This is a genomic window from Paenibacillus silviterrae, from assembly GCF_030167925.1.
Lineage (GTDB): Bacteria > Bacillota > Bacilli > Paenibacillales > NBRC-103111 > Paenibacillus_G > Paenibacillus_G silviterrae.
The window spans coordinates 903035-927812 of the sequence record NZ_JASKUT010000002.1 but is presented as its reverse complement, the minus strand read 5'-3'; the positions used below and the strand labels follow the sequence as shown (position 1 = coordinate 927812).

The following is a 24778-nucleotide window of genomic DNA, read 5'->3' as shown; positions in this document are numbered from 1 at the left end:
ATTCAGGACTTCGTTCGGTATTCCGACGGCGTTTTCCCCGAAACCTTCTTGAACAATTGGCTGAAATATTTGACATCCTCGTATCCGACACGCCGCGCCACCTCGCTAATCTTGATCGGAGAATCGTCCAGCATCTCCATCGCCCGGCGAATGCGCTCTCGCGTAACAAATTCAAGATAAGTCAGACCCGTCTCCCGTTTAAATACTTCGCTAAAATGATTCGGATTCAAATGCACATGCTTCGCGACCTGCTGCAAGGTTACATTTTTGTCCAGATGGTCGCCGATATACGCTATTGCTCGTTTTATATACGAGACCCTCTCCCCCGACAGCAGCTCATGGTATTTATCCATCAGCGACTGCAGATGTTTGAACAGCTTCTCCTCCGGCCTTTCCGACATCTCGTGCGAGTCCGTCATCAGCTGTTCAGGCAGCTTCTCCTCGCCTCCGAGTGCCTCCGTTACCCGCTCCAACCAGCGGTGTCCCGAAATAACGATCGAGTTCGTAAAGGCTTGCAGTGAGGCAGGAGTTACGGCTGGGTCGGCAAGCTGAGCTTCGATCATTTTATTCGCCCAATGCCTCAGCTCGATGGCACTGCCGGATTTAAGAAGGGAAACGAGCTGCTCCTCCTCCTCTTGCGAGCATATGGTTCTTCCGCCTTTGTTCCCTTTCACATCATCGTAGGTGACAAAGTCTTCCTGACCCCGGAAACCTTTGAATGTAAAAGCGAATGATGCCTCGCTATATGATGTTTTCAGGTCCCAGAGCGTATGCACGCTCGAACCGGCGGCGATGAACAGCTTACATTTCAGCTTCCGGCTGATTCTACCAAGCTCCAGCTTAACTTTATTCATGTCAATGGTTGCCTGATCACTGGATAGGACAATGACCACGTAATCCCTGCGAAGCAGCGTTTCGCAATCGAGCAGCTCCGCGGCCATATTGTCCACTGCAAAATGAAGCGCACTCGCATAATTCGTTGCATCGCCCCAACCGGAAGCCGCAATGATCAGCACTTGGAATGCTCTTGCATTCATGCGGAGCTTCGGCAGCAGCTGAGGGAATTGGGCTATCGAAGCCCCGTCCAGTCCGCCCTCCGACAGCAGCTTCTCAAGCAGACTTCCCCGAAAGGCCGTATGCTGAATGTAATCCTGCTTTTGGGCATCCCACCGTTTCAGCAGACGCTGCTTCGCCTCCATTGCAGCCTTGATGATTTCGTTTGGGGAACTCGTTTTCAGCAAATAGTCGCTGACGCCTTCGCGGATCGCTTGCTGCGCATAGGCAAAATCATCATACCCGGTCAAAATAATGATCTCCGTATCCGGCAGCTGCCGCTTTACCTCGGCTGTCAGCTCCAAGCCGTCTTTGCCGGTCATACGGATATCGGTCAGCACGATATGCGGCCGCTCCTCCGGAATGCGCACTAGCGCCTCTTCTGCGGAAGCAGCGGGAGGCAGCAGCTCGAAGCCGAGCTCCTCCCAGTTGATGACGGTGCTGAGACCGGTGCGGATAATGACTTCGTCGTCGACGATTAATATTCTCATGATGCGGATTCCTCCGTTACAGGTATTGTAAACATGACACGCGTGCCGACCCCTTCCGTGCTTTCGATTCGAAGCCCTGCCTCGTGGCCGTAATGCAGCAATAGACGCTGATGCACATTCCGCAGCCCGTAGCTTCCTTGCACGATAACCGTACGGTCATCCGGCGGAGTCAGCCGGTCCCGGATGTCCTGAAGCTTGCCCGGTTCCATGCCGACACCTGTATCCTCGATAACGAACGTCATCAGCATCCCCTGCATAACCGCATGCACATGGATGACGCCTTTCCCCTCCTTTTTCTGGATGCCGTGGATGAGCGCATTCTCAATCAAGGGCTGAAGCAGCAGCTTCAGCATCATGTGGCTGTGAAGACCAGGGTCGATAAAGAAGTGAACCTCGAACTTGTTCGGGAAGCGGATGGATTGGATATTCGCATAGTGGCGGGCATGAGACACCTCCTGCTCTACAGAGCAGAACTGGGCTCCCTTGTTTAAGCTGAAGCGGAGAAAGTCACTCAGGCTGCCGACCATCTCAGCGGTCTTCATATCTTTGTTCATCAGCGCCATCCAGTGAACCGAAGATAACGTATTGTATAAAAAATGCGGGTTGATTTGCGCCTGCAGCGCCTGCATGTCGGCTTCCTTCTTGAGCGATTCGTTGTGCTTTACTTGCCCGGTGAGTCGTTCAATACGTTCGCCCAGCTTGTTATAGCTGCGAACCAGTTGCCCTACCTCGTCCATGGACTCAACGGGATACATTTGCATCGGCTCCTCCGGATCAGTATCCTTCAGAAAATGCGTCAGCATTCGAAGCGGCCGGGTTACCCGCTGTACGAAAAAAACGACAAGCGACGCGATGAGCAGCCCTGCGATGCCGACCGCTACCGCTGTAAGGGTGAGCACGTAGCGGTTCTGCGCTTTATACTCAGCCAGCGGAATGACTCCGACCAGCTTCCAGTTCACCCCCGGAACGGTTAGATAGAGTATCGTTTTCTCATCAGGCGGGTTCCCGTAATTGAAGGACCCCGTTATCTGTGTAAGCGGCATTAGCCCCGTCAACACAGATTCGACCGGACCGCGGAAAGAAGTACGGGACCCGCTGGAGAGGATGCCGCCCTTCGGATCTAGCAGCATCGCGTAGCCTTCGCCGTTAAGGCCGGATTGCTTGAGCATGCGCTCGACGACCGCTTCGTCCAGGCTGATGACGAGTTTGCCGATTTGTTCAAAATTGTTCGTGCTGCGAATGGGCCGCACTAAAGAAATGACCCGTTTTACACCTGCGGCGGTATGGTTCTCATAAACGGTTGTCCACCATTTGGAATGCCTGTCGAAATAGCTCGGATCCTCCTTGGTTATATCGGGTAACCCGGACTCGAATATGGTCGTGTTGGATACCGGGTGGGCGATGTACTTGGGGTAAATAGTGATGTCGGAAATATACTTCTTGGAATAAACGAGATTGGATAAAAATTCGATCATTTGCGTCTGTTTGACGGCATTCTCCTCAGCGCTGCTCAAATACTGCTGCACCTCTTTGTGGCCGATCAGAAACAACGACATGTTCTCGGCATCCTGGACGATAAATTCCAGGTTTGTATCGATTTGTCTTAGAATGCTCATAGCGGATTGCTTCGCATTCTCCTCCGTCACGTTAGAAGCCATCGTAAACGAGAAATAGCCGAGCAGCAGCATGGGAACGAGGATGGAAATAAGCAGAAAAAAGGACAGTTTACGATGAAGAGATCTTCCTAACCAGCGCGTCATATGATTCCCCCATTGTGGACTTTCATTCACTGAACCAGCTCACATATGCCTTAATATATACAAACATTTTTAAATAAAATCAAACTTTTCTTTTGCTTTTTTCGATTCTGGTGTTACTATTTGGACAGATGCAACGTCGAAAAAAGGAGTGGGTTTGATGACAACCGAAATCAGAATCGTTCGTCCGCAAGAAATGGAGGCAGCTGCCAGGCTTGCTGACGCAACCTTTCGCGGCGGGGAACAAAAGTCTATGGCTGAAGCGTTCCCTCTCGTTTTTTCCCGCGAATTGGAGCAGTCGTTCGGCGTGTTCGAAAGCGGCGAGCTTGTTGCTTTCATGGGTGTCGTGCCTGCGATCATCGCGATTGGGGACGCACAGCTTCGCGTTTATTCGCTGGGCTCTGTGTGCACGCACCCGGATCATCGCGGCAAGGGATATGCCGGACAGCTACTGGAAGCGGTCAAGAAGCATATCGATGCGGCAGGTGCTTCGCTGCTGCTCGTCTCCGGAGACCGCTCACTCTACACACGTGCCCGCTGCTACCCGTTCGGGAACGTAACTCACTTTACGCTGAATCCGGAGACCGCGGCAGCAATCAACAGCCGGTACCTGAATGAAGCAGGCCATGTAACCGTACGGGAGCTTGCACAGACCGATTGGTTCAGGATTCATGCGTTAGCCTCTGCGCGCACGGTCCGTTATGAGCAGAGCTTGTCCGAGTTGGCTCGCATGGTGAACGCCGAATCATTTGCGAGCTGTGTCAAGCTGCGCCACCGCGTGTTAGTGGCGGAGGAGCAAGGGAACAACGGCATTGCCGCATTTGCTGTTGTCGCCATACCGGATGGCCTCGAGCCGAAGAGGGGGCCGCTTGCTATCGAATGGGCCGGACCGGCACCAATGGTCGCACACCTTCTGTCCGAAGCGGTAGGAAGATACGAACTATCAGAGCTGGACGTGCCTGTTTCGCGTTTTGATACCGAACTGGCGCAAGCGCTTCAGGATTCGCCAAGCGCCGAGCGGAACAATAGCGTTACGCTGTTCGTTGTCAATGCGGAGCGGCTGTTCCGCCAGCTTGCGCCTTATTGGACTGGAACCGAAGATGTGCTTAGCCAATCGCTTCGGGTCGAGTCGCTCGAAGACGGTGCGGTTCGGTTATCGGCCGGCACACATACATTGGAACTGGATGCCCGTCAATTCGTTTCGCTCGTTTTCGACGCCGAGCCGCAGCTCGAGGCGGATGCGGACGCTCTCAGGCAGCTGGCCAAGCTTTTTCCGGTGCCGTTCCCTTATGCTTCGGGGCTTAACTACGTTTAACGATCAATAAAAAGATGCCCCCTTGAAGCAAACCGCTCCAAGGAGGCATCTTTCATTGTTAAAACTATCGTATTTATACCATTGCTTGTTACGCCAAACGACCGGATTTACGTCTTAGGAAGATAACTAGGCCGATGAAGATCAGCAGCCCGCCGATAACGTTCGGAATGATAGGGCTGCTTTCTCCCGTTTTCGGAAGCATGGCAGTTTTACCGCCTTGGCTTGATGGAAGTACATTGGATTTACCGGACTCTTCACCCGGCTGGTCTGTAGTACTGACAGCCAAATCCTTTACATTGGACTCATTTTCAGCTAAGCCTACATTTTCCCCAACAGGAGTGTCCTCCGCCGGATTGGTGACAGTCTCATTCGATTCCTCTTCCGAAGCCGGCTGATCCGTTGGTTTTGACGATTCCATTGGAGTCTTTGAATCTGTTGGTTCAACCTGTTTGGTTGGATCCGCTGGAATCGTTGGCTTGGCCGAATCGGTTGGAGTCGTCGGTTTTGTCGGACTCACAGAATCCGTTGGAGCCGTCGGCTTTGTTGGGTCTGTTGTATCCGTTGAATCGGTCGGCTCCGCAGGGCTTGTTGGAGTTGTCGGAGTTGTAGGAGTCGTCGGAGTCGTCGGCTCTTTCTTCTCTTCGTTCTCCACAACAATGCCGATATCACTGTTCGTGACCGTCACATGGAACGGCGATGCAGTAAGCACATACCCGACAGGTGCGGCAGTTTCCGTCACACGATATTCGCTTGGAAGCAGATTGTCGAATAACAACTCACCGTTCGTATTTGTTGTTCCTGCAGCAAATTCGGTCCATGTCCCGTTGATCAGTCTTTCCAGCTTAAAGGAGGCTCCGGCAAGCTTGAACGCAGGGTCATCCTTTTTCACTTTCACAACGGTTAACTTGTAGGTCATTGGAGCGACAACGATTTTCTTGTTCCCGACGACGATATCCTTATCACTGTTTGTGATGGTTACGTTGACCGGTGAGGTATGAAGCTCATATCCGGCAGGTGCAGCGGTTTCCGTCACACGGTAATCGCCTGGCTGCAGCTGGTCAAATAGCAATTCACCGCCCGCATTTGTCGTTCCTGCGGCAACTTCCGTCCATGCCCCGCTGGCCAGTCGTTCCAGCTTGAAGGAGGCCCCGCCAAGCTTCAGCGCAGTGTTCTCCTCGTCTACTTTCATCACGGTTACTTTGTAAGTAGTTGGAGCGACAACGATCTTCTTGTTCACGACGACGATGTCCTTATCACTGGTTGTGATAGTAACATTAACCGGTGAAGCATTAAGAACATATCCTGCAGGTGCGGCAGTTTCCGTTACACGGTAATCACCTGGCTGCAGCTGATCGAATAACCATTTGCCGCTCGCATTCGTCGTACCAACGGCAACGTCCGTCCATGTCCCGCCTGCCAGTCGCTCCAGCTTGAAGGAGGCTCCGGCAAGCTTCAATGCGGTATTGTCTTCGTCCACTTTCTCGATGGTAAGTTTACGATCGGCAGGCAGTGGGACTTTCCCGTTTTCGACTATAAGCGTCTTGTCGCCATCGCTCAACAGAACGGTAAAATTGAGCGGTACCGAATTCAGCACATAACCGGCTGGTGAAGCGGTCTCGGTCAGTCTGTACGTGCCGGACAGGAGCTTGTCAAATACGACTTCTCCGCTTGCATTGGTTGTTTTGGTACTGCGGTCTTCCCAAATACTGCCCTTTAGCCGCTCCAGCTTGAAGGTGGCTCCGGGAAGCTTCAGCGCGGCATTGTCAACATCCACTTTGACAACGGTTAGCTTCCGGTTAATCCCGCTTCCTGTTCCTCCGCCGGAGGAGAAGGAAACGACCACCTTATCCTCAACGGATTTCGTAACTTCAACGGCGTTCTCGCCTTTGAAAACAATTTCGTTGGATACGACTTCTCCATGTGCCGCATCAATCAATGATTCGTACTCAAGGATATACGCCGTATCGATGGGTTGATTGAACTTGAGCTCAAACGTTTGGGTTCCTGTTTGGGTATCCGTTTGAATCTTAAGCTCATAGGCCGAAGCCGGCAGCTCCGCTCCCTTGGTTACAGTGCCGTCCGCCGCGATGCTGGTTGCGTACAGCTTGAAGGTATTTTCAAGCAGCAGCTGGTTGGCGCTTGGCTTGTCAACCACCCGGGCCTGCTCCACATAAGAGAGACCTCGGTTAATATGTACGGTCCACTTGATATTGGAACCGTTCTGTGTGCCTGACTTGAATACATACTCGCCCCCGTGAGGCACCGTTACATCGGCAGTCAAGTCTTTCCCTACCTGTACGGCCCCGTTCATCAGCTTGCCGGCGTTATATATCTTCGAATCGTTAATTAACGCCCCGTTGTACGTGGTTTTAAAGGTCAAGAAGTACGGGGTGGTAATCGGTCCCAAGCCGATGTCGACCTTCGTATCAGTGCTGTTATTGGTAAACCCAGCCACTGGATTGCTTTTGTCAGCAGCGTATGTGCCGTCTGATTGAATCGTCATCGGATAGATTTCGATTGAATTGGCCACCAGCTTCTGCCCTTGGAGCAGCTCATCCGTAATGATGGCGTCGGGAATATTCATGCTGTTGTAGTTTACCCCGACTTCCCAAGTAACTTCTTTGTTTTGAACGTTATACTGGCCCTTCTTAAACCCGTTATTCTGCACGTTCGCTACAGGGCTGCAGTTCCGAGTCACGGATTTGTATGTGCTGTTATACGCTTCGTGCCCCGTCCACTCTACTTTGGCCTGGTTGGTGAAGCCGGTGATGCCGCCGGTCAAGTCAACATACTTCGTCTTATAAACCACCGTATACTTATCGGCGATCGGATTCGAGAATGTGATCGTGAATGGTTCATTGAGTCCGGGATCATAAACGACCTGATAAACCGACGGATTAACTATCGTATTGCCCGCGTCGCGAATCTCCAGCGTTCCCGGGAGAAACTCCAGGTTGGCGCCCGGCATATTAGAAAGAATAACCCCTGCCGGCAAATCATTGATACCGCCATGAAGCTTGATTTCCCAGCCGATCGTCTGCGCCGCATAATCGATCGGTCCGCAGGCGTTCTCGATAACCAGCGGCTGAATCAGCCTTGTATCTACAACGCCCGGTCCATGATTAAGCTCGGTGATTTTGTTGGAGATCGTTACGGGTGCTTTCACCGGGTCAATCGAGCGCGTTTGATAAATGATCTTGTAAGCAGACTGGGTCGGAGCATTGGCGAAGGTCAGCTTAAAGCCGTGCAGGTTCTCCTCTGCTTCCGGATCGTGTTCGGCAATGGGATCTACGGTGTAGTGCGTATTAACTGTCAATGGAGCACCGTTCGTCGCATTCCCGCTGCTGCTCAAGGTTACAGGAAACACTTGGAGCGTAGCCGGTAAGAGCTCCTGCGACGTATTGAATAAGTCAATCAGTTCAGGAACGGTAACTTCCGTCTCGTCGTAGTTGTACTCGATTTCCCAGGTGATTCGCTGCGTTTCCCTATCATAGGCACTTGACTTTTTGGCTAAATGACTACCTCTCTGTACTGTAACTGTGGCCGTATTGCTGACGCCGCTTGGGTTACCGTTATGAGAGAAGGTTGCCGTGTTGTTGAAGGTAAGCTTTTGCAGATCAACAATTTCCGTAGAATAGGCGACGCGGTAAGCCTTCGCAATATTCCCCAAGGTTACGGTAAAATCTTTGTTGCCAGCCGTCTTTCCGATCGTGTAGTCGTTCGGGTTGACTTCAGCCCCTTGGATAACGGTACCGTCCAGCTTCACATCCAATTCGAAGACTTTCATCGAATTCGGTACCAGCGTCAGTCCGTCAGGGAGCTCGTCCGTCACGACCGCTCCGTATACAACGTCCGTCACTTTATTGACGTCAACGGTCCAGTCGATCGTTTTTGCGTTGTACGAACCTGGCTTGGCAGAACCTTTTTTCTCAATGGTACTGCCTACATTCGGTTTAAAATGCATGGTAAAGGCAAAGAATGGATGACCTTTGACATCAAATACGATCTGCTGTGTGACATCGTTGTGGAATTTGGTCTTGTCGAATTCCGCTTCAAACCAAAGGGAGCCTTGAATGTTTTCCAGCTCTTCGATTTGGTTGTTAAACGTCATGACCGCTTGATTCGTCACATGATTGACGACAAAGCTGCCTACACTGCCTTCTCCCGTTTCCAGCGGGAAGTTCAAGCTTCCGGAGAACAGCTTAAACTGCTCCGGCAGTTGAAACCTGAAGGTGTCACCGGCTGTATAAGCATGGCCGTTCGGCAGTGCCCAATCGTAGTCCAGTCTAACCTTTGCGTTCTGCTCCCAATCGATGTTCAGCAGCGAGTCCTGCGGATCGTCATACACGGACACGGTTACGGATTGATGCTGGTCCGTAATCGTTACCTTCAAATTTTTGAGTATGTTCTCCGTAATTTCCGCACCGGCGGCGTGAGCCGCGGGCAGCAGGACAGGCCCGAACAACGTTTGCAGCATGAACAGAATGGTGAGCACGAGCGTACCCACGGGATTCCCTTTCCGTTTCAAAAGCTCTTTCCCTCCGTTCGGTCAATCTCCTACCAGAATATTACGTTTTTTTTCTGACTATACTTTGGCGTTCCCCTCCCATTCCACTCGATTACAAACCTTCCTTACGTCATTCTCTAAGATGCCAATGTAGATTGTACCCAACGCAACTCTACAAGATCTCTACAATGAATAAAAAATGTCAAAAAAGGAAATAAAAAAGCCGTTTTTTTTTCAAATAGAAAAAACGGCACGTCGATTAAATCACATATTTAGCTGGCGATCTCAACTCCATACTGCACTTTCTCAATGATTTTTCCTTTAATAATCAAGCGGTGTGTCCCCGTATCCACCGGATGGCACGTTACAAGCGTAATTTCCCTCTCCGTTCCCTTCGGCTCCAGAACCCAAACCTCATGCGGTTCGACGTACAGCTTCTCCGTAACCTGATAGCGGAATGTCTCTTTTCCGTTGTCGACATCGATGGCGTCGCCGGGTGCGAGTTCGTCCAGCCGGTTGAAATTACGGCCAAAGGTACGGTTACGATGGCCGGCAACAGCGAAATTGCCGATTTCACCGATATTGCCGGTATTTTCAATGCTGGCAGCCGTCGTTCTCAAATTTTCCGGGTTCGCCCCCTTTAAGATGGGAAGCTTCAAATCGATCTTGTCGACATGCAGCAAACCGACCATGTTCTCGCTTAACGGAACCCGTTCGCGTTTCGATGCGGGAGCGTCGGAAACGGTAGTACCGGCTGCATCATCCCGGAGCGGTGTAACAGCTTCACTTGGTTCCAGAGAAGAGTCCTCGACATTCTTAATCGTTTCAAAGGCATTCTGCCACTCTTGAATCAGAGCTTGCTGTTGTCGATCATGATATGTTTCCACAATACTTGGAAAAGCAATGATGAATACACCTGCACCGATAAGAAGCGCAGACAATACGTTTCTTTTCATGGGTACCTTCCCGCAATCATTTGATTTGGCGTATGGACTCACGAACTTCTAGCATCAAAATTTGGGCGGGGCCTGGTCTATGATCCCCTTAATGGGAAATTGAAACAATGCTGCAAACCCTCTTGCGCATATTTGCGCCTCTTTGTACAAATTCCATTCTCCGACCACTAATTCGTGGGTCCGCCCGTTAGAGGTAACACCTTCCAAGGTGACAGCAAACCTCCCATGCCGGTTCATTATCGTTATGCTGTTTAGCTTAATAAAATGGGCAATATTCACCATAATCTTATCACAACTTCGCATTAGGTAATGGAATGGAAACTTACTTTTCCACTGTTACAAGCTTAGTACAATGTCATGCATCCATAGAATCATGCTTCGTTTTTTTGTAGCGCTCCAGCCACAGCTCCATATTCTGATGGTCCATTGGTTTGCCGTAGTAATATCCCTGCATCACATAACAGCCGAGCTGTGTCAGGAAATCGATATGCTCCTGATGCTCGACGCCTTCGGCGATCACATCAAGCTTGAGATTTTCGGCCATTAGGATAATCGCATGAATAATAGCCCTTTTGCTTGGTGTATTCAGATCGTTCGTAAACAATCGGTCCAGCTTCAAAGCATCAATCGGGAGGCGATCCAGCAGCCCGATGGAAGAATATCCGGTACCAAAGTCGTCCATGGAAACCCTAACCCCAAGGTTCCGTATGCTCTGAAGCTGGCGTATGATGTCGTTGATATCGAAAAATACCATCGACTCGGTAATTTCCAATTCGAGATACCGCGGCTCAAGGCCTACGGTATTCAATGTGTGCTCGATCATTTCCGCCAAGCTGTCGGAGTGGAATAGACGCACCGAGAGATTCACGGATACCGGCTGCACAATTCCTTGCGACTGCCATTCTTTCATTTGCTGACATGCCACTTCCAGCGTCCACCTGGTCATGGGAACGATAAGTCCCGTCTCCTCCGCAATCGGAATGAACTCTCCCGGCGATATTAGTCCCAATCTCGGATGCTGCCACCGAATTAGCGCTTCGAACCCGTATAATCGGTTCGTTCTCACATCCCACTTCGGCTGATAAACGATATAGAATTGCCTATGTTCCAGCGCTTGCTGCAAATCCTTTTCTAATTCCATCCTGCGGACCTCTTGAAAGCCCATTTCCTCCGTGTATACGCAATACTGGTTTTTTCCAAGTCCTTTGGCTTTATACATCGCCGTGTCAGCGGTCTTGAGCAGATGCAGCTTGTCGGATTCCTGAATCGTACCGATACTGATTCCGATGCTTCCCGTAACATAAAGCTCATTTCCATCGATATAATATACTTGCTTTATGCTTTTCAGGATTTCGTTGGCTACAATCTCCGCCCGCTCCTGGTTGCAGTTCTTTATGATAATCAAGAATTCATCTCCGCCGATTCGGAATGCAACCTGGTCTGTGCGAATAAATTCCTTCAATCGGGAACCAACCTCTTGAACAAGCAAATCCCCGATATTATGCCCTAAGGTATCATTGATAGCTTTGAACCGGTCGAGGTCCAGGAAGAGAATGCCTATCGTTTCGTTCCCATTATGCATAGAAAAAAAACGGTTCATCTCATTACGGTTCGGCAGACCGGTGATGGTGTCCTGATAGGCCATTCGTTCAAGAACATGCCTGTCAAAATAGATGGCTCCCCAAGAAATGAAAAAAATGATAAATACAGTAACCGTTACACCGTATAACAAGAAGATGTCAACGGAAGGGGCTTGCTCGGTCATCCCGTCATGTCCATGAAATTGGGCCGCCTTCATCCCCGTATAATGCATTCCGCAGATTGCAAAACCCATTATTATAGAAGACAGCCACTTAAGCCAACTCGCCGAAGGCTGACTGCGAAAGCGTAGAAACAAAAACAGCGCGGCATAAGAAGCTGCAAAAGCGATGATCGCCGAGGCGGTCCAAAGCTTCTTATCGTAAGACAGGTCGACAGTCATGATCATAGCTTCCATTCCCATGTAGTGCATGGTGACAATTCCGGAGCCCATGACCAAACCGCCTACGGCAATTTTAACCCAATTGATGTTTTTTGGCATGGTGATATAGAAGGCTATGAACGAGGAGATGACGCTGGCCAGCATGGAAAGTAAGGTAAGCCATATATTGTATTCCACCGTTGCGTGAAGATGGAAAGCCAGCATGCCGACGAAGTGCATGGACCATACGCCGTTACCCATAACAAACGCGCCTGCGAGCAGCCAGAAAAATCGGCTTCTTCCGTGGGCATGCGAAATCTTCGCGGTTATGTTCAAAGCGGAATAGGATGCCAGGATCGCAATCACTACCGATAAAGCGACTATATAATAATTGTAACTGCCCTCGATGTACATATTATTCACTCCCGCTGTTGTACGGCATTCACAACAGTTGATCCCCATCTATTCTAGTTCTTGAAGCATGTCCGACGGTTTCGTTTATTATGACATAGTCACCTCTACAATTTCTCGACAATCTTCCGTAGCGAATAATACTGGAAATAATAGAAACCCAGAGTGTACAATAGGGCAAGGGTACGTGGTGAGCCTTCCAGGATACGAATCCCGGGTAATTTCAGTTGAGGCTAACTAAACTTGCACATTTTATATGACTGGGGTAATGATGTTCTTATGAGAAGGAAGATGGTGCTGATCATCGCCGTTTTTATCATCGGAATCACGGCATTGCGTTTATCTGTGGTCAGTCTGCAGCAGCCGGTGAATCATCCGAAAGTGGAGCGAGGAGTCCTCGACCTTCGAGGCTGGACGCTTCCGAAAGACCGAACTATCGTTATAGACGGGGAGTGGGAATTTTACCCCAATCGGATTGTCAGTTCTGTGGAGAATGCTTCACGGGAACAGGTGCACCAAGGGAATAAATCATATATTGCTGTGCCCGGCGCGTGGGATGCCTATTTTGATAAGGCACCTTCAGAGAATACTTCGTTTCGTTACGGCACCTATCGACTTCGTATTCTGCTGGATGAGCATGAAGAAAATTCCTATAGTATCCGAACAAATGGGATTAAAAATGCTTCGGCTGTTTATGTAAACGGAAAGCTGGCGGGTGGTACAGGCCTTCCTGCAGAGGCCCCCGACTCCTACGAGGCCCGTAGAATTCCCTATACCGTAACCTTGCCGAGAGATAGCAGCAGCTTAGACATATGGATTCCCGTTTCCAACCATGCGGGCGAAGGCGGAATTGTGAAATCCATCCGATTCGGAACTCAGGAAGCCGTCGAGCACCGAACCCTACTCTCCGTTACCCTTCAGCTCCTGCTGAGTGTTGTCTTATTCGTACACGCATCGTATGCGCTGATGCTCTATTTTCTTGGTGCCGGAAATCGTGGGTTGAATTACTTCGCACTAACCATCTTTTGTGCTCTGATAAGCGTTATAGCGGCAGACGACAGGCTGCTCTTTCTTTGGTTTCCTCAATCGTTCGAGGTAACCGTTAAGATTACGCTGCTTTCTTATATAGGTGTAATGGCCTTCCTGCCCCCGCTGTTTAAGAATATGTTCCCGGAACACGGAAATATCCCGGCGATCCGTTGGTTTTCTATTTTTTGTGCAGCTTATGCCGGCTTTGTCGCCTTGTTCCCATCCAAGCTCACACTGCCTACAATGAGCAGCTTATTGGTTGCGGTACTGGTTCTATCCGTCGTCGTCTCAAGCAGTATTCTTCGGGCCGCCGTCAGAAAACAAGAAGACGTTATTTATTTGCTGATATGCTGCACCAGTCTTGGAATGAATATTTTCTGGACCCTATTCAGTCCCAGAATTTTTTCTTACGAACTCATGCATTATCCGTTCGACCTTATTTTCACGGTGCTGGCCTTTGCCGCCTTCTGGTTTAAACGCTTCTTCCGCTCTGTTGCTCGTACGAAGGAGCTTGCCGAAGAGCTTAAGCAGGCAAACGAAGTGAAAGACGAATTTTTGGCCAATACGTCACATGAATTGCGTAATCCGCTTCATGGTATTATCAACATTGCCCAAAATCTGCTGGACGATCCGAATCACCCTGTCCATGAAGCGCAGAAAGCTAGATTGGAATTGCAGGTCTCGGTCGCCCGGCGTATGTCCCTGATGGTAGACGATTTGCTGGATATTGTACGTTTGAAGGACAGAGCCCTTCAATTACGCTTGGGGAATGTAAGGGTTCAATCTGTTGTTTCTGGAACGGTTGAGATGATTCGGTTCCTGCTTGAAGGCAAGCCCATTACATTAATAGTGGATATACCGGATCGCTTTCCCTCCGTCAAGGCGGATGAGCACCGGCTCACGCAAATTATTTTTAATCTGCTGCATAATGCCGTTAAATTTACCGATGAAGGAAGAATTACGATCCGCGCCGATCTTGTAAACGGAATGGCACGGATCCAAATCAGCGATACGGGAATCGGCATGGACGAGGATGCGCAGCAGCGTGTGTTTCTTCCTTATGAGCAGGGGAATACAAATACGTCCTCCTATGGCGGTTTCGGGCTTGGTTTAAGCATTTGCAAGCAGCTTGTCGAACTCCAGGGCGGAGAGCTGCATGTGACATCAATGCTTGGTGAAGGCTCGACCTTCACGTTTACCATTCCTTTGTCCGGGGAAGATGAGCAGACAAATCGCTTGGAAAATATCCCGCAATACCTTATGGATGAGTCGGCTGCTGCCGCAGAGGCTTCTCCGGAGCTCGGCGGGATGACGGAAGAGACTCTCATTCGAAATTGGCCTAAGATCATGGTAATTGACGATGATCCTGTGAACTTACAAATCATGTCGGATATGCTTGGCGGACAGCATTATGAGGTCAGTACCGCTCTTAGCGGCACAGAGGCATTGGCCGAGCTGGAGCAGGCTGATTTTGATTTATTGATTATGGATGCGATGATGCCGCACATGTCCGGGTACGAGCTGGCCCGTATCATTCGTGAACGATACTCGGCTTCCGAGCTACCTATTTTGTTGTTAACAGCGCGCAGCCGACCGGAAGATATCCAAGCGGGCTTCCAATCGGGGGCCAACGACTATGTGACCAAACCGGTAAGCTCTCTGGAATTGAAGTCTCGTGTTCGTGCATGGACAGAGCTTAAAATTTCGATAGAAGAGCGGTTACGGATTGAGGCCGCGTGGCTGCAAGCCCAGATTCAGCCCCATTTTCTCTATAACACCATTAACACTATTTCCGCTCTGGGAACAATAGATATCTCCAGGATGCAGGCGTTGTTGGAGCATTTCAGCAACTATTTGAGGACTAGCTTTGACTTTCACAATACCGACAGCGTGGTTTCCGTTAAACGTGAGCTTGAGCTTGTCCAAAGTTACTTGTATATTGAAAAAGAGCGCTTCGGGGAGCGGCTTGAGGTCCAGTGGCTGCTTGAGGATGAGCTGTATTTTCAAGTGCCTCCGCTTTCTATCCAGACGTTAGTGGAAAATGCGGTTAGACATGGATTATTAACCCGTTCTTCCGGAGGGATGGTAACCATCCAAATAGCCCGTCACGATAATGATATAAATATTTCGGTTCGCGACAATGGTGTAGGAATGGATACCGACCAGATGAGAAAAGCGCTCGATTCCCCGACAAGCGATCAGGGCGGGATTGGACTTCGCAATACGAACCGGCGCCTTAAACAGCTGTACGGCAGAGGACTGGAGATAGAGAGCAAGCTGAATCATGGCACGACCGTAACCTTTAGAATACCAAAATAAGGAATGAACCTCAAAGGCTCATTCCTTATTGCTCTTCCACTGCTGATACCAATTTGTGATAGCATGGCTGGGCATTGCGCCAAGATCCTCCCACAATACGTTCAGGAGCTGCTCATATTGGCGATGTACGGATTGGGACTGCCCCATATCGGCATATAACTTCATCAAGGCAAAGTGCGCCTCCTCCGCTTGGGGATGACGCCGGGTTACTTCTACATACTTCTCTATGGCCTGGTCATACATAGCGCAGGAAGCATACCAGGAGGCAAGTTGCAGGACGGTTCGAATCCATAACATCTTCAGCCGGTGCCGTTCCCCTTCAATCCACCAATAATCGCATTCTTCCAGGTAATCTCCCTTATATAAGCTTATAGACTGCTCATGCTCTTGGACGGTTTCCGCAGTAATCGGCACATTGGCACCGATTCGCCCTTCCCATTCCTCCACATCCAATGTGACATCTCGGAGGGACAGCATGTAGCCTTCCGACGTGCTAGCTATTTCCAGATGATGTGCAAACGGCTCTAATGTCTTGCGGATATGATAGATTGCCGTATAGAGCTGGGAATTCGCGCGACTCGGCTCGAAGCCCTGCCAGAGCAGATCGGCAAGGGTTGTCTTACGTATGATCTGACCTCGATGCTGAAGCAAATAAACAAACAGCTCTTGAGCCTTTGTTGTTCGCCACCGTAATGGTGAAAGCTGCCCCGGTTTTTCCTCGATCAGCAGCTGTTGGAGCATGGTTACTCGCAGCCCGGCTTTGTTATGATGTAACGGCGCAGTTGACTCGCGGAGACGCTCTTCTATACGTTGCAGGGTTTTGACTAGTCGCTCCCTTTTAACGGGCTTCAATAAATAATCCAAAGCATTCAACTCAAACGCTGAGATGGCGAATTGGTCATAGGCGGTTACAAATACAATATGTAAATGGGGATTCCATTCTAAGGCTTGCTCAGCCCATTCAAGTCCGCTTATCTCAGGGATATGGATATCCAAAAAGACAACTTGAAGGCTGTCATTCTTCATTGCGAATTGTTTAGCTTCAAAGGGGTTGGTAAATTTACCCATAATTTCAATCGGACCATAGCCGCTGTTCATCAGCTGATATTCCAAGTAGCACAAGGCTAAATTTTCGTCATCCACCAGTATTACTTTCATAGTTACTCCTTGTTACCCAATATTTTATCCTGTATTCCTATTCCAATTATATCAATTCTTGAAGAAAGTGGATATATAGCTGGACTGGTGGTGCCTTCCCTTTTATTTACTTCTCCGATTTTAATGGGAATACTGTAAGCAAGCATTACCTGGTCGGAAAGTTCGGCCAAAATGCAATCTACGGATTCACGTTAGGGGGGTGTTCCCCTCTTTCGGGCGAGTCTACGTGTGGGGATCCACTGCCAAAAAAATACCCGCTGAAAGTGAGTCTCAGCGGGCTGCATTCTTTTTCATTTACCGATGGAAGTAATACCAATTCGCCGTATAAATGCAGTCCATGAAACCGTCACAAGGCGGGAAGATCGCCGACATGGCATCCGCTTTGCTTGGGGCCGTAAGCCCTCCTCCGGCAGCCAGCGCAATGGCCAGCGTCCCCGTGATCAAACGTTTTCTCCAACTTTTCATGTAAAACTTACTCTCCCTTCAAATACAAATAGTGGTTGATACATTGCCAATCTTACCATTTACCAAATTATGCAAACAGTTGCTTCGGACATGTGAGCGGTAACGAGTTTTACTCATCATAGAGTAGAACGTCAATCCCACAAAACGTTATGACGTCATGGAAGCTCTCCCCCCTTCTGCTCACCTTTGTGTGGACTCGGTTAGTTTCGACAATTCCCACCCATTTACAATGCGTCTAGTTTAATAGCATAATAAAAAATGAGTGCCCATAAATTTCCAAGGAGTGAGACGTTGATGTCTAAGAAGATCCTTATTGTAACGGGAGACGCAGCAGAGGTATTAGAGGTGTATTACCCCTATTTCCGGGTATTGGAGGAAGGCTATGAGGCGGTCATTGCAGCTCCGACCAAGAAGGTGCTAAACACTGTCGTTCACGATTTCGTGGAAGGCTGGGAGACGTATACGGAAAAGCCGGCGCACCTGCTGCCTGCTCATATCGCCTTTGCCGATGTGAACCCGGCCGATTACGCAGGACTGATCATTCCCGGAGGAAGGGCACCGGAGTACATCCGCAATCACGCGGAAATTCCGCGAATTCTAGTCCACTTCTTGGAGGAGAACAAGCCGGTCGGGGCAATCTGTCATGCGGCGCAGGTGTTTTCTGCCTTGCAGGACACCCGGTATTTTGAAGGCAAGACGATGACGGCTTACACTGCCTGCCGCCATGACGTTGAGCGGCTCGGCGCGGTATACGGCTCGGAAACCTTGCATGTGGACGGCCGCTTGGTCACCGGTCATGCGTGGCCGGATTTGCCTGGCTTCATGCGGGAGTTTTTCAAGCTGCTCCAATAAAACTGACAATAAAGTATGAACAGAGGGGGCTCCCCAAGTGGAACAGCCTCCTCTTTGCTATTATTCTTCTATCCTCTTCCTCGCAAGGATTGCGTGGATGTCCCGAAGTAGATACAAAGCTGCTTCCGTTCGGATATGCTTTCCGGTCTGCGCTTGAACCTCATGTAGAAAGGCTTCCGTTTGACCGGTATCCAATTTCTGAATGAGACTGTTAGCAATCCCCATATTGTCAATCCAGGACCTTTCAGTGAATTCGTCGATCAATGTCTTTAGTGAACTTACATCGGCATATGTAGAGAACGTTACCGTAGTATCCTGCATATTCCCGGCAGCATCGCTGACGTTTACCCTGAACGTATGGGAGCCTAAGGGCAGCGTGTACAGTGGAACAGCGGATCCCTGCTCCACAGTCACACCGTCCAGGTGCGCGATCGTTTTGTCGGGCGCCACGCCGGACATCGCATCAGCTGTTGCCCAGGATAGTGTCAAGGTTTCCGAGTCCGCATAGGCTTTGGCGGCAGGCTGAGCAACGGATAGCTCTGGGACCCCGTTATCCAGCTTGAAGCTTAGGGATTGAGCGGCTTCTCTGTTCCCCAACAAATCAACAGAACGATATAACATCGTGTATTGGCCTTCCTGGCTGAACGTGATGGGGCCGGTGTAAGTCGCCCATGTCCCGCCGCCATCCGTGCTATACACGCTGTTTGTCACTCTGGAACCCTCATCAGAGGCATGCAGGGCAACCGTCACGGGGGTAGTATACCACCCGTTCGCACCGTCAGGCGTTGCCGGCGTCATCGAAGCCGTGGTCACAGGGGCGGTCCGGTCTATCAGCGTAAATTTGATGTCGTCAAACCAAAATTCGCTGAAGCCGCCCACATAGAAGCCCACCGTTCCTGTCGGATTGTGTTTGGGATCCATTCCCTCCAGCTTCAGTTCGCCATTCACAAACACCCGAATTGAGGCCCCATCGACACTTATTCGAACCTGATATTCTGTATTCGGCTTCAGATCTTCATAAGCTAAGTTTTTTGATTGGAGCACAGCCCATGCCGCATTGTAGAGAATCCACTGTGAAGTGCCGTCCTCATATTTCCGGTATCCGATCTTGCCCGAGCTGCCGGAGGCGGAACGGTCATAGACGTAGAAGGTTCCCAGGTCTGGCATCGCTGCAGGCGTCCTCAGCTTGAAATTTAGATCATAGCTGGTAAAAACCTTCGGATGAAGCGCGGAGGCTCCCTTTACGATTTTGTACATCTTATTGCCGTTCACCGTAACAACGCTGCGATTCGGATCCACCGGCCACCCGTTCGCTCCCGAATCAAAATCAGTATAGTGTAAAATGTCCGATACCAGGATCCGGACGGCAGCTGTTGCTTCCTGATTGGCAGCTGATGTAACGATGACCTCGGTCTCCCCTTGCGCAAGAGCGGTTATCGTACCCTCCGCATCGACAGTGGCAACCTCCGGATGGGTGGAATGCCAGAGGACGGAACGGTTGGAAGCATCTGAAGGATCGAATTGGACCTGGAGCTTCTGCCGTTCGTCTACTACCATGTTGATGCTGCTCCTATCCAGCAGCAAGCCGGCAACCTCTGTATTGGGAACGGAGAACTTGATATCGTCGAACATGAGATAGCTGAAGCCGCCGGCATAGAATCCGACCTTACCGGAAGCATTGAATGTCGGGTCGGAGGCCTTCAGCTTAAGCTTGCCGTTGGCGTAAACACTGATCTCCGCCCCCTTGACGATCATTTTTATGTGGTAGACAGTATCCGGGAGAAGATCCTGGGTGGTAAGCGTGTTCTGCTTAACCGTACCCCAAGCGGCATTATAAAGAATCCAAGAGGAGGTACCGTCCGCGAACTTCCGGTATCCGATTCTGCCGCCGCTGCCGCTCGGATTCAGCCTGTCGAACACGTAGAATGTGGCCAATTCCGGTATTTCAGCCGGAATCTTCAGCTTGAAGGTCAGCTCATAATTACTGAAGTCGTTCTCATTCAGCGCAGTAGCGCCCTTCAGTAGTTTATACATATGGTTGCCTCCGTCAACCTCGACGATGCTACGATTCGGATCACTCGGCCATCCGTTGCGTCCGTTCTCAAAATCCGTATAATCCATGATCCCATCGCCGACCTCGACGGTAACGATCACCTCATCCTGTAAGAGCAGATTGTCGGCCGAGACTGCGGTGACGACCGCACTTCCCAGATTGACCCCTTTCAGCTTGCCGTCCGCATCCACCTTCACGACCGACGGGTTGCTGGAAGTATACTGAAGTTTCGAATTTGTGGCGTTCCAAGGAAGCACGGCCGAGTACAGCGTATACGATTTGCCGATGCCGATAGTAATATTCTCATCATACAGCTTGACATGTTGTACAGGAATCACTTCCGGAGCCAGATAGGGTCCGGCCTTGCCATGGATGCCGATCTCATGGAAAGGGATCGCTTGGAAATCCGGGATCTGCTGGAATACCTCCGCATCCGGTTTCAGATTCAGATCACCGCCTGCTAAATTCACGAAGCCCGGGTCACGGTCCGTTATCCAGTTTTTCGCGTATTGGACCAGATTGAATTTATCATACGCCCCCTGCGCGTTCGTAGTGCTGCTTCTTGTTTTCGTTGGATTGTACACGACATTATTCTGGAACGTGTTGGTGTCCGGATAATACCGGTTTTCTGTGAAGAAGTTTGCCAGCTCGGGGTATTTCACTAAATGCGGCATTCCGGCGAAGTTGTTATATTTTTCAAACAGAGCCTTCCACTGGGGCATGTAATTTTTAGAGATTTGCTGGTCAGGGCCGCTGCCCAAGTAGAGATCCGCGTAATCGTACGGAACCTTCGCGTCGATAAAGAGGTTGTTGCGGGTACGGATATGAGCACCTCCGTTGTTAAGAATGGCGGAATTGCCCATCCGGTAAAAAATATTTTCTTCAATCGTCAATCCCATGGTGAAATTGTCAGGATAGACTCCCTGCACGCCGGCCTTGCCCTCTCCTATGTGATGGAAGTAATTTCTGCGGATCACCGATCCCCGCTCATGCGGCGAAGCGCCCAGATTCATATAAATCGCGCCGAGGTCCGAGAAGGTTTTGCATACATCATAGATGTTGTTGTATTCCACCAGATGGTCGTTGCCGAAGATCAGGATACCGGGATGGGGCGCGTCATGAATTTCGCTGTGGGATACGCGGTTCCCTGCTCCCGTCAGGATTACGCTGGGGTTATACGCTTTATGGTAGTAGGCAAAATCATGGATGTGACTGTTCTCCACCGCGTTGTTGCCCGGCTCCAGGGTAAGCCGATCGCCTCCGTTTAGAATGACTCCCGTTCCACCGATATGGTGAATATGGCTGCTGATGACGGCATGGTTCACCCCTGTCGCTTTGGCGAAGTCGTTGTACAGCCACCTGCTTTGGGTGTTGATCAGCACGCCGCCGTTCGTGAAGTTGCGGATTTCACAATGCAAGAACCTAACATGGCTGCCGCCCATAATGACTGCTGCAGAATCCCTTCCGTTCTCTAGGATCAGGTCTTCGAAGGTCACATATGACGTGTTGACGGCATTAATAAGCGGTGTCTTCAGCATTGAGACGGTAATTTCAGGTGCATCCGTTTGAAAAGCGGCCGTCGGCATGAAATATAAAATGCCACGGCTCCGGTCGATGTAATACTCCCCGGGCATATCGATCTCTTCCAATAAATTCTGAGCAAAATGGAAATCGGGGTACCAGTTTTTGAACAGACCGCTCATTTCCCCATAAGCTAAAGTAATGGTCTTATTGGCCGTATCGATAGCCGCGACCTTGTTGTACGACCATTCCCAGCTGTACCCGAATATGCCATCCAGCCATATATCATTCGCTTGTGTCCAAAGCTCCGGCCGTTCGTAGGAGTAAGCGAAAGTACCTCCTCTTGTCTGCAGATCGGGGTCCTTTCGAGTCGGCCCGGGATCAAGAATATTTCCCATCTGGACGGTACCGTTATTGGGCCAGCGGGCCAACGTCATGCCTTGGCCGTCGATGTACAGCTCCATGGGAGGGACTTGGCTGACGTCATTTGCTTTATAATAACCATGACGGCTGATGACGCCATAATCAGTAATGCCGTGACCCATCATATCGGCCTGAAGCACCTTCGCTCTGGCGTCCGTGCTGATGATTCGGTTAAGGACGGAAGAGTCCGTTACCGGGGTGAACCAGCTCTTCTCCAGCTTTTTGCCTCCGTTCAACCGAACCGATTCTCCGGGATAGGCTCGGTACTTGATCGGCTTATCCGCGGTTCCGGAATCCTGCCCCTCCAGCAGGAAGCTACCGGTACGATTGTAGCTGCCGCCTCTTAAATAGACCGTGACGCCGCCGTCAGGGAGCCCGGAGCTTTGCTTCAGCTGCCGCACGGCATCTCTTGCCTTCTCCAAGGTAAGGAAAGGAGCCTCGAGTGTTCCAGGGTTGGAGTCATTTCCGGTTACCGATACATAATAGGTGGCACCCGAGTCCGAGAATTCCTCCGCTTGAGCCCCGGTGAACGGGAAACAAAACAGTAGCAAGACAATGACCCATAAGACAATAACCTTTCTTCTTCTCATCTTCATCCCTCCAAGTCGAATTGAACTTCCGAAAGGGACCCGTTAGGTCCCCCGGCTCTAGCCCTTCACCGATCCAATCATCGTTCCTTTCTCAAAGTATTGAAGTAAAAACGGATACAACACTATCACCGGTAAAGTGCAGACGATGACTGCAGCCATTTTCAGACTTTCCGGGGCGGGGGGAGTCGTATCGGTGGCTGTCGTGAACGGATCCAGCTTATTTTCAATGAGGATTTGCCGGACCACTTGCTGCAGAACGAATTTGGACTGATCGGTGACGTACAGCAGATTATCCATAAAAGCGTTGATATGGTGAACCAGCGACCAGAGCCCTATGGTTACGAGCGACGGAATTGACAACGGCAGTACAATGAGGAACAGGATCCTTATATCCCTAGCACCATCAATGCGGGCCGCTTCAATCAGCGCGTCCGGTATGGATCGGAAAAACGAGATCATCACAAGCACCTGGAAAGCATTAGCCGCTGTCGGCAGCACGTAGACCCATCGTGAGTTCAACAGGTGCAGCTCCTTCATTAACAAATAGTTCGGCACAATGCCCCCGTCAAAAATCATCGTGAAGAGAAGAAGCAGCACCAGAATACGCTTCATGGGGAAATCGGGACGCGAGAGCGGGTAAGCGGCGCAGACGGTAACCAGCAGCGTCAGGAGCGTGCCTGCAGACATACGGAACAGCGTATTCATGTAGCCCGTCCAGATGAACGGATACTCCAGCAGCTCCTTATAAGCTGCCCACTCGAAATCCCGCGGGATGAAATGAAACCCGCTGCGGAGCGCTTCCCCGCGGCCGCTGAAGGATACCGAAATCACGTGGATAAACGGATACACAACGATCAGTGCCAATAACGATAACATAGCGTAGATGATAGCTGGAGCGATAAGGTCCTGCCATTGTTTTGCCTTCATGACGTACTTCCCCCTGCTTCTACCATAACCCGCTCTCTCCGCGGCTGAGCTTCCTCACCGTGAGATTGGCTCCCAATATGAGCAGTAGTCCCACAAGCGACTTGAACAGGCCGATGGCCGCCGTGTAGCTATATTGGAATTGCTGCAGACCGACCCGATAGACATAAGTATCGATGACATCGCCGGTTTCATAGGTGACCGGGTTGAGCAGATTGATGATTTGTTCGAAATTTGCGCTTAAGAAACCTCCCAGACTTAAAATAAACATGATCGCTACCGTAGGCATGATCGACGGAATATTGATCCTGGTCATTCGCTGCCAGCGATTCGCTCCGTCGATGATAGCCGACTCCTGCAGCTCCGGATTGATTCCCGACAAGGCGGCGAAGTAGATGATCGAGCCCCAGCCCAAATCCTTGAGAATGGCGGAGCTCACAACGATGGTTCGAAAATACTCCTTTTTCCCCATATAGAACACAGGCTTCCCTCCGAACCACCCCACAATTTCAGCAATAACCCCGGAGGTCGGTGAGAGAAAATAAATGATAAGACCCGACATGATGACCCACGATACAAAATGGGGCAAATACATCGTCGTTTGAATGAACCTTTGGAAATACCGGGACCGCACCTCATTCAGCAAGAGCGCCAGAACGATCGGAGCAGGAAAGGCAAACATCAGCATATACAGATTCAGGAGAAGGGTATTTTTTAGAAGACGGTAAAAGTCGCCATTACGAAACAACTCTGCAAAATGCTGGAATCCAACCCACGGACTCCCCCAAATGCCGTCTACTACCCGGAAATCTTTAAATGCAATGATCACGCCGTACAGCGGTCCGTATTTGAAGATGAAGAAAAAAGCAAAAGAAAACAGGAACAGCGCGAGCAGCTCACCGTGCTTGGTAATAGTTCTCATGCTACACTTCCTTGAAACACGGACTGGCAAGACCGCAAGAGCCTAATCCGGCCTTGTGGAACAGCCGAGCCC

Annotated in this window: 14 protein-coding genes; 3 read left to right on the top strand and 11 right to left on the bottom strand. The window is 50.3% G+C overall.

Annotated elements, in window-relative coordinates; genetic code table 11:
- Positions 1–2 precede the first annotated feature (2 nt).
- A complete protein-coding gene (locus QMO62_RS27425) occupies positions 3–1544 on the bottom strand; it encodes a response regulator (RefSeq protein ID WP_284645677.1) in 1542 nt (513 codons plus the stop codon).
- Positions 1541–3304 carry a cache domain-containing sensor histidine kinase gene (locus QMO62_RS27420; RefSeq protein WP_284645676.1) on the bottom strand — a complete coding sequence of 588 codons (1764 nt, stop codon included), beginning with the start codon at positions 3302–3304 and terminating at the stop codon, positions 1541–1543. Before QMO62_RS27420 ends, QMO62_RS27425 begins: the two co-directional genes overlap by 4 nt.
- A gap of 157 nt (positions 3305–3461) precedes the next feature.
- Between QMO62_RS27420 and QMO62_RS27415 the strand changes: the two genes are divergently transcribed.
- Positions 3462–4616: a GNAT family N-acetyltransferase gene (locus tag QMO62_RS27415; protein ID WP_284645675.1), complete on the top strand. Its 1155-nt coding sequence runs from the start codon at positions 3462–3464 to the stop codon at positions 4614–4616.
- A gap of 88 nt (positions 4617–4704) precedes the next feature.
- On the opposite strand, the gene QMO62_RS27410 is transcribed toward QMO62_RS27415, so the two are convergent.
- The 4 genes from QMO62_RS27410 to QMO62_RS27400 form a co-directional block, all read right to left on the bottom strand.
- A complete protein-coding gene (locus tag QMO62_RS27410; protein ID WP_284645674.1) occupies positions 4705–9144 on the bottom strand; it encodes a collagen binding domain-containing protein in 4440 nt (1479 codons plus the stop codon).
- 251 nt (positions 9145–9395) lie between these two features.
- Entirely contained in the window at positions 9396–10079 is a 684-nt protein-coding gene (locus tag QMO62_RS27405) for a class D sortase (protein WP_284645673.1), read from the bottom strand.
- Positions 10080–10133: 54 nt separating this feature from the next.
- The gene (locus tag QMO62_RS33465) at positions 10134–10361 is read right to left on the bottom strand and encodes a DUF4085 family protein (protein WP_369699119.1); all 228 of its coding nucleotides are present in this window, start codon (positions 10359–10361) and stop codon (positions 10134–10136) included.
- 73 nt (positions 10362–10434) lie between these two features.
- A complete protein-coding gene (locus QMO62_RS27400) occupies positions 10435–12453 on the bottom strand; it encodes a bifunctional diguanylate cyclase/phosphodiesterase (RefSeq protein WP_284645672.1) in 2019 nt (672 codons plus the stop codon).
- 276 nt (positions 12454–12729) lie between these two features.
- Here QMO62_RS27400 and QMO62_RS27395 point away from each other — a divergent pair, with 276 nt between their 5' ends.
- Entirely contained in the window at positions 12730–15798 is a 3069-nt protein-coding gene (locus tag QMO62_RS27395) for a hybrid sensor histidine kinase/response regulator (RefSeq protein ID WP_284645671.1), read from the top strand.
- Between the two features lie 18 nt (positions 15799–15816).
- On the opposite strand, the gene QMO62_RS27390 is transcribed toward QMO62_RS27395, so the two are convergent.
- Positions 15817–16956 (bottom strand): response regulator, encoded by a 1140-nt coding sequence (locus QMO62_RS27390; RefSeq protein ID WP_284645670.1) that lies wholly within the window; start codon positions 16954–16956, stop codon positions 15817–15819.
- Between the two features lie 294 nt (positions 16957–17250).
- Positions 17251–17421, bottom strand: coding sequence for a hypothetical protein (locus QMO62_RS27385; protein WP_284645669.1), 171 nt, complete (start codon positions 17419–17421; stop codon positions 17251–17253).
- 294 nt (positions 17422–17715) lie between these two features.
- Between QMO62_RS27385 and QMO62_RS27380 the strand changes: the two genes are divergently transcribed.
- Positions 17716–18273 carry a DJ-1/PfpI family protein gene (locus QMO62_RS27380; RefSeq protein WP_284645668.1) on the top strand — a complete coding sequence of 186 codons (558 nt, stop codon included), beginning with the start codon at positions 17716–17718 and terminating at the stop codon, positions 18271–18273.
- A 60-nt stretch (positions 18274–18333) separates the two neighbouring features.
- Here QMO62_RS27380 and QMO62_RS27375 read toward each other — a convergent pair whose 3' ends face one another.
- The 3 genes from QMO62_RS27375 to QMO62_RS27365 are packed head-to-tail and all read right to left on the bottom strand — an operon-like array spanning position 18334 to position 24706.
- The gene (locus tag QMO62_RS27375; RefSeq protein WP_284645667.1) at positions 18334–22860 is read right to left on the bottom strand and encodes an Ig-like domain-containing protein; all 4527 of its coding nucleotides are present in this window, start codon (positions 22858–22860) and stop codon (positions 18334–18336) included.
- A 57-nt stretch (positions 22861–22917) separates the two neighbouring features.
- Entirely contained in the window at positions 22918–23787 is an 870-nt protein-coding gene (locus tag QMO62_RS27370; protein ID WP_284645666.1) for a carbohydrate ABC transporter permease, read from the bottom strand.
- A gap of 19 nt (positions 23788–23806) precedes the next feature.
- On the bottom strand, positions 23807–24706 hold the full coding sequence (locus tag QMO62_RS27365) for an ABC transporter permease (RefSeq protein ID WP_284645665.1): 900 nt from the start codon (positions 24704–24706) through the stop codon (positions 23807–23809).
- Positions 24707–24778: the final 72 nt, after the last annotated feature.

Bases quoted from the DNA above. Each gene is read 5' to 3' on its own strand.
- QMO62_RS27425 (WP_284645677.1), bottom strand. From the start codon at position 1,544: ATGAGAATATTAATCGTCGACGACGAAGTCATTATCCGCACCGGTCTC.
- QMO62_RS27420 (WP_284645676.1), bottom strand. From the start codon at position 3,304: ATGACGCGCTGGTTAGGAAGATCTCTTCATCGTAAACTGTCCTTTTTT.
- QMO62_RS27415 (WP_284645675.1), top strand. From the start codon at position 3,462: ATGACAACCGAAATCAGAATCGTTCGTCCGCAAGAAATGGAGGCAGCT.
- QMO62_RS27405 (WP_284645673.1), bottom strand. From the start codon at position 10,079: ATGAAAAGAAACGTATTGTCTGCGCTTCTTATCGGTGCAGGTGTATTC.
- QMO62_RS33465 (WP_369699119.1), bottom strand. From the start codon at position 10,361: ATGGTGAATATTGCCCATTTTATTAAGCTAAACAGCATAACGATAATG.
- QMO62_RS27400 (WP_284645672.1), bottom strand. From the start codon at position 12,453: ATGTACATCGAGGGCAGTTACAATTATTATATAGTCGCTTTATCGGTA.
- QMO62_RS27395 (WP_284645671.1), top strand. From the start codon at position 12,730: ATGAGAAGGAAGATGGTGCTGATCATCGCCGTTTTTATCATCGGAATC.
- QMO62_RS27390 (WP_284645670.1), bottom strand. From the start codon at position 16,956: ATGAAAGTAATACTGGTGGATGACGAAAATTTAGCCTTGTGCTACTTG.
- QMO62_RS27385 (WP_284645669.1), bottom strand. From the start codon at position 17,421: ATGAAAAGTTGGAGAAAACGTTTGATCACGGGGACGCTGGCCATTGCG.
- QMO62_RS27380 (WP_284645668.1), top strand. From the start codon at position 17,716: ATGTCTAAGAAGATCCTTATTGTAACGGGAGACGCAGCAGAGGTATTA.
- QMO62_RS27375 (WP_284645667.1), bottom strand. From the start codon at position 22,860: ATGAGAAGAAGAAAGGTTATTGTCTTATGGGTCATTGTCTTGCTACTG.
- QMO62_RS27370 (WP_284645666.1), bottom strand. From the start codon at position 23,787: ATGAAGGCAAAACAATGGCAGGACCTTATCGCTCCAGCTATCATCTAC.
- QMO62_RS27365 (WP_284645665.1), bottom strand. From the start codon at position 24,706: ATGAGAACTATTACCAAGCACGGTGAGCTGCTCGCGCTGTTCCTGTTT.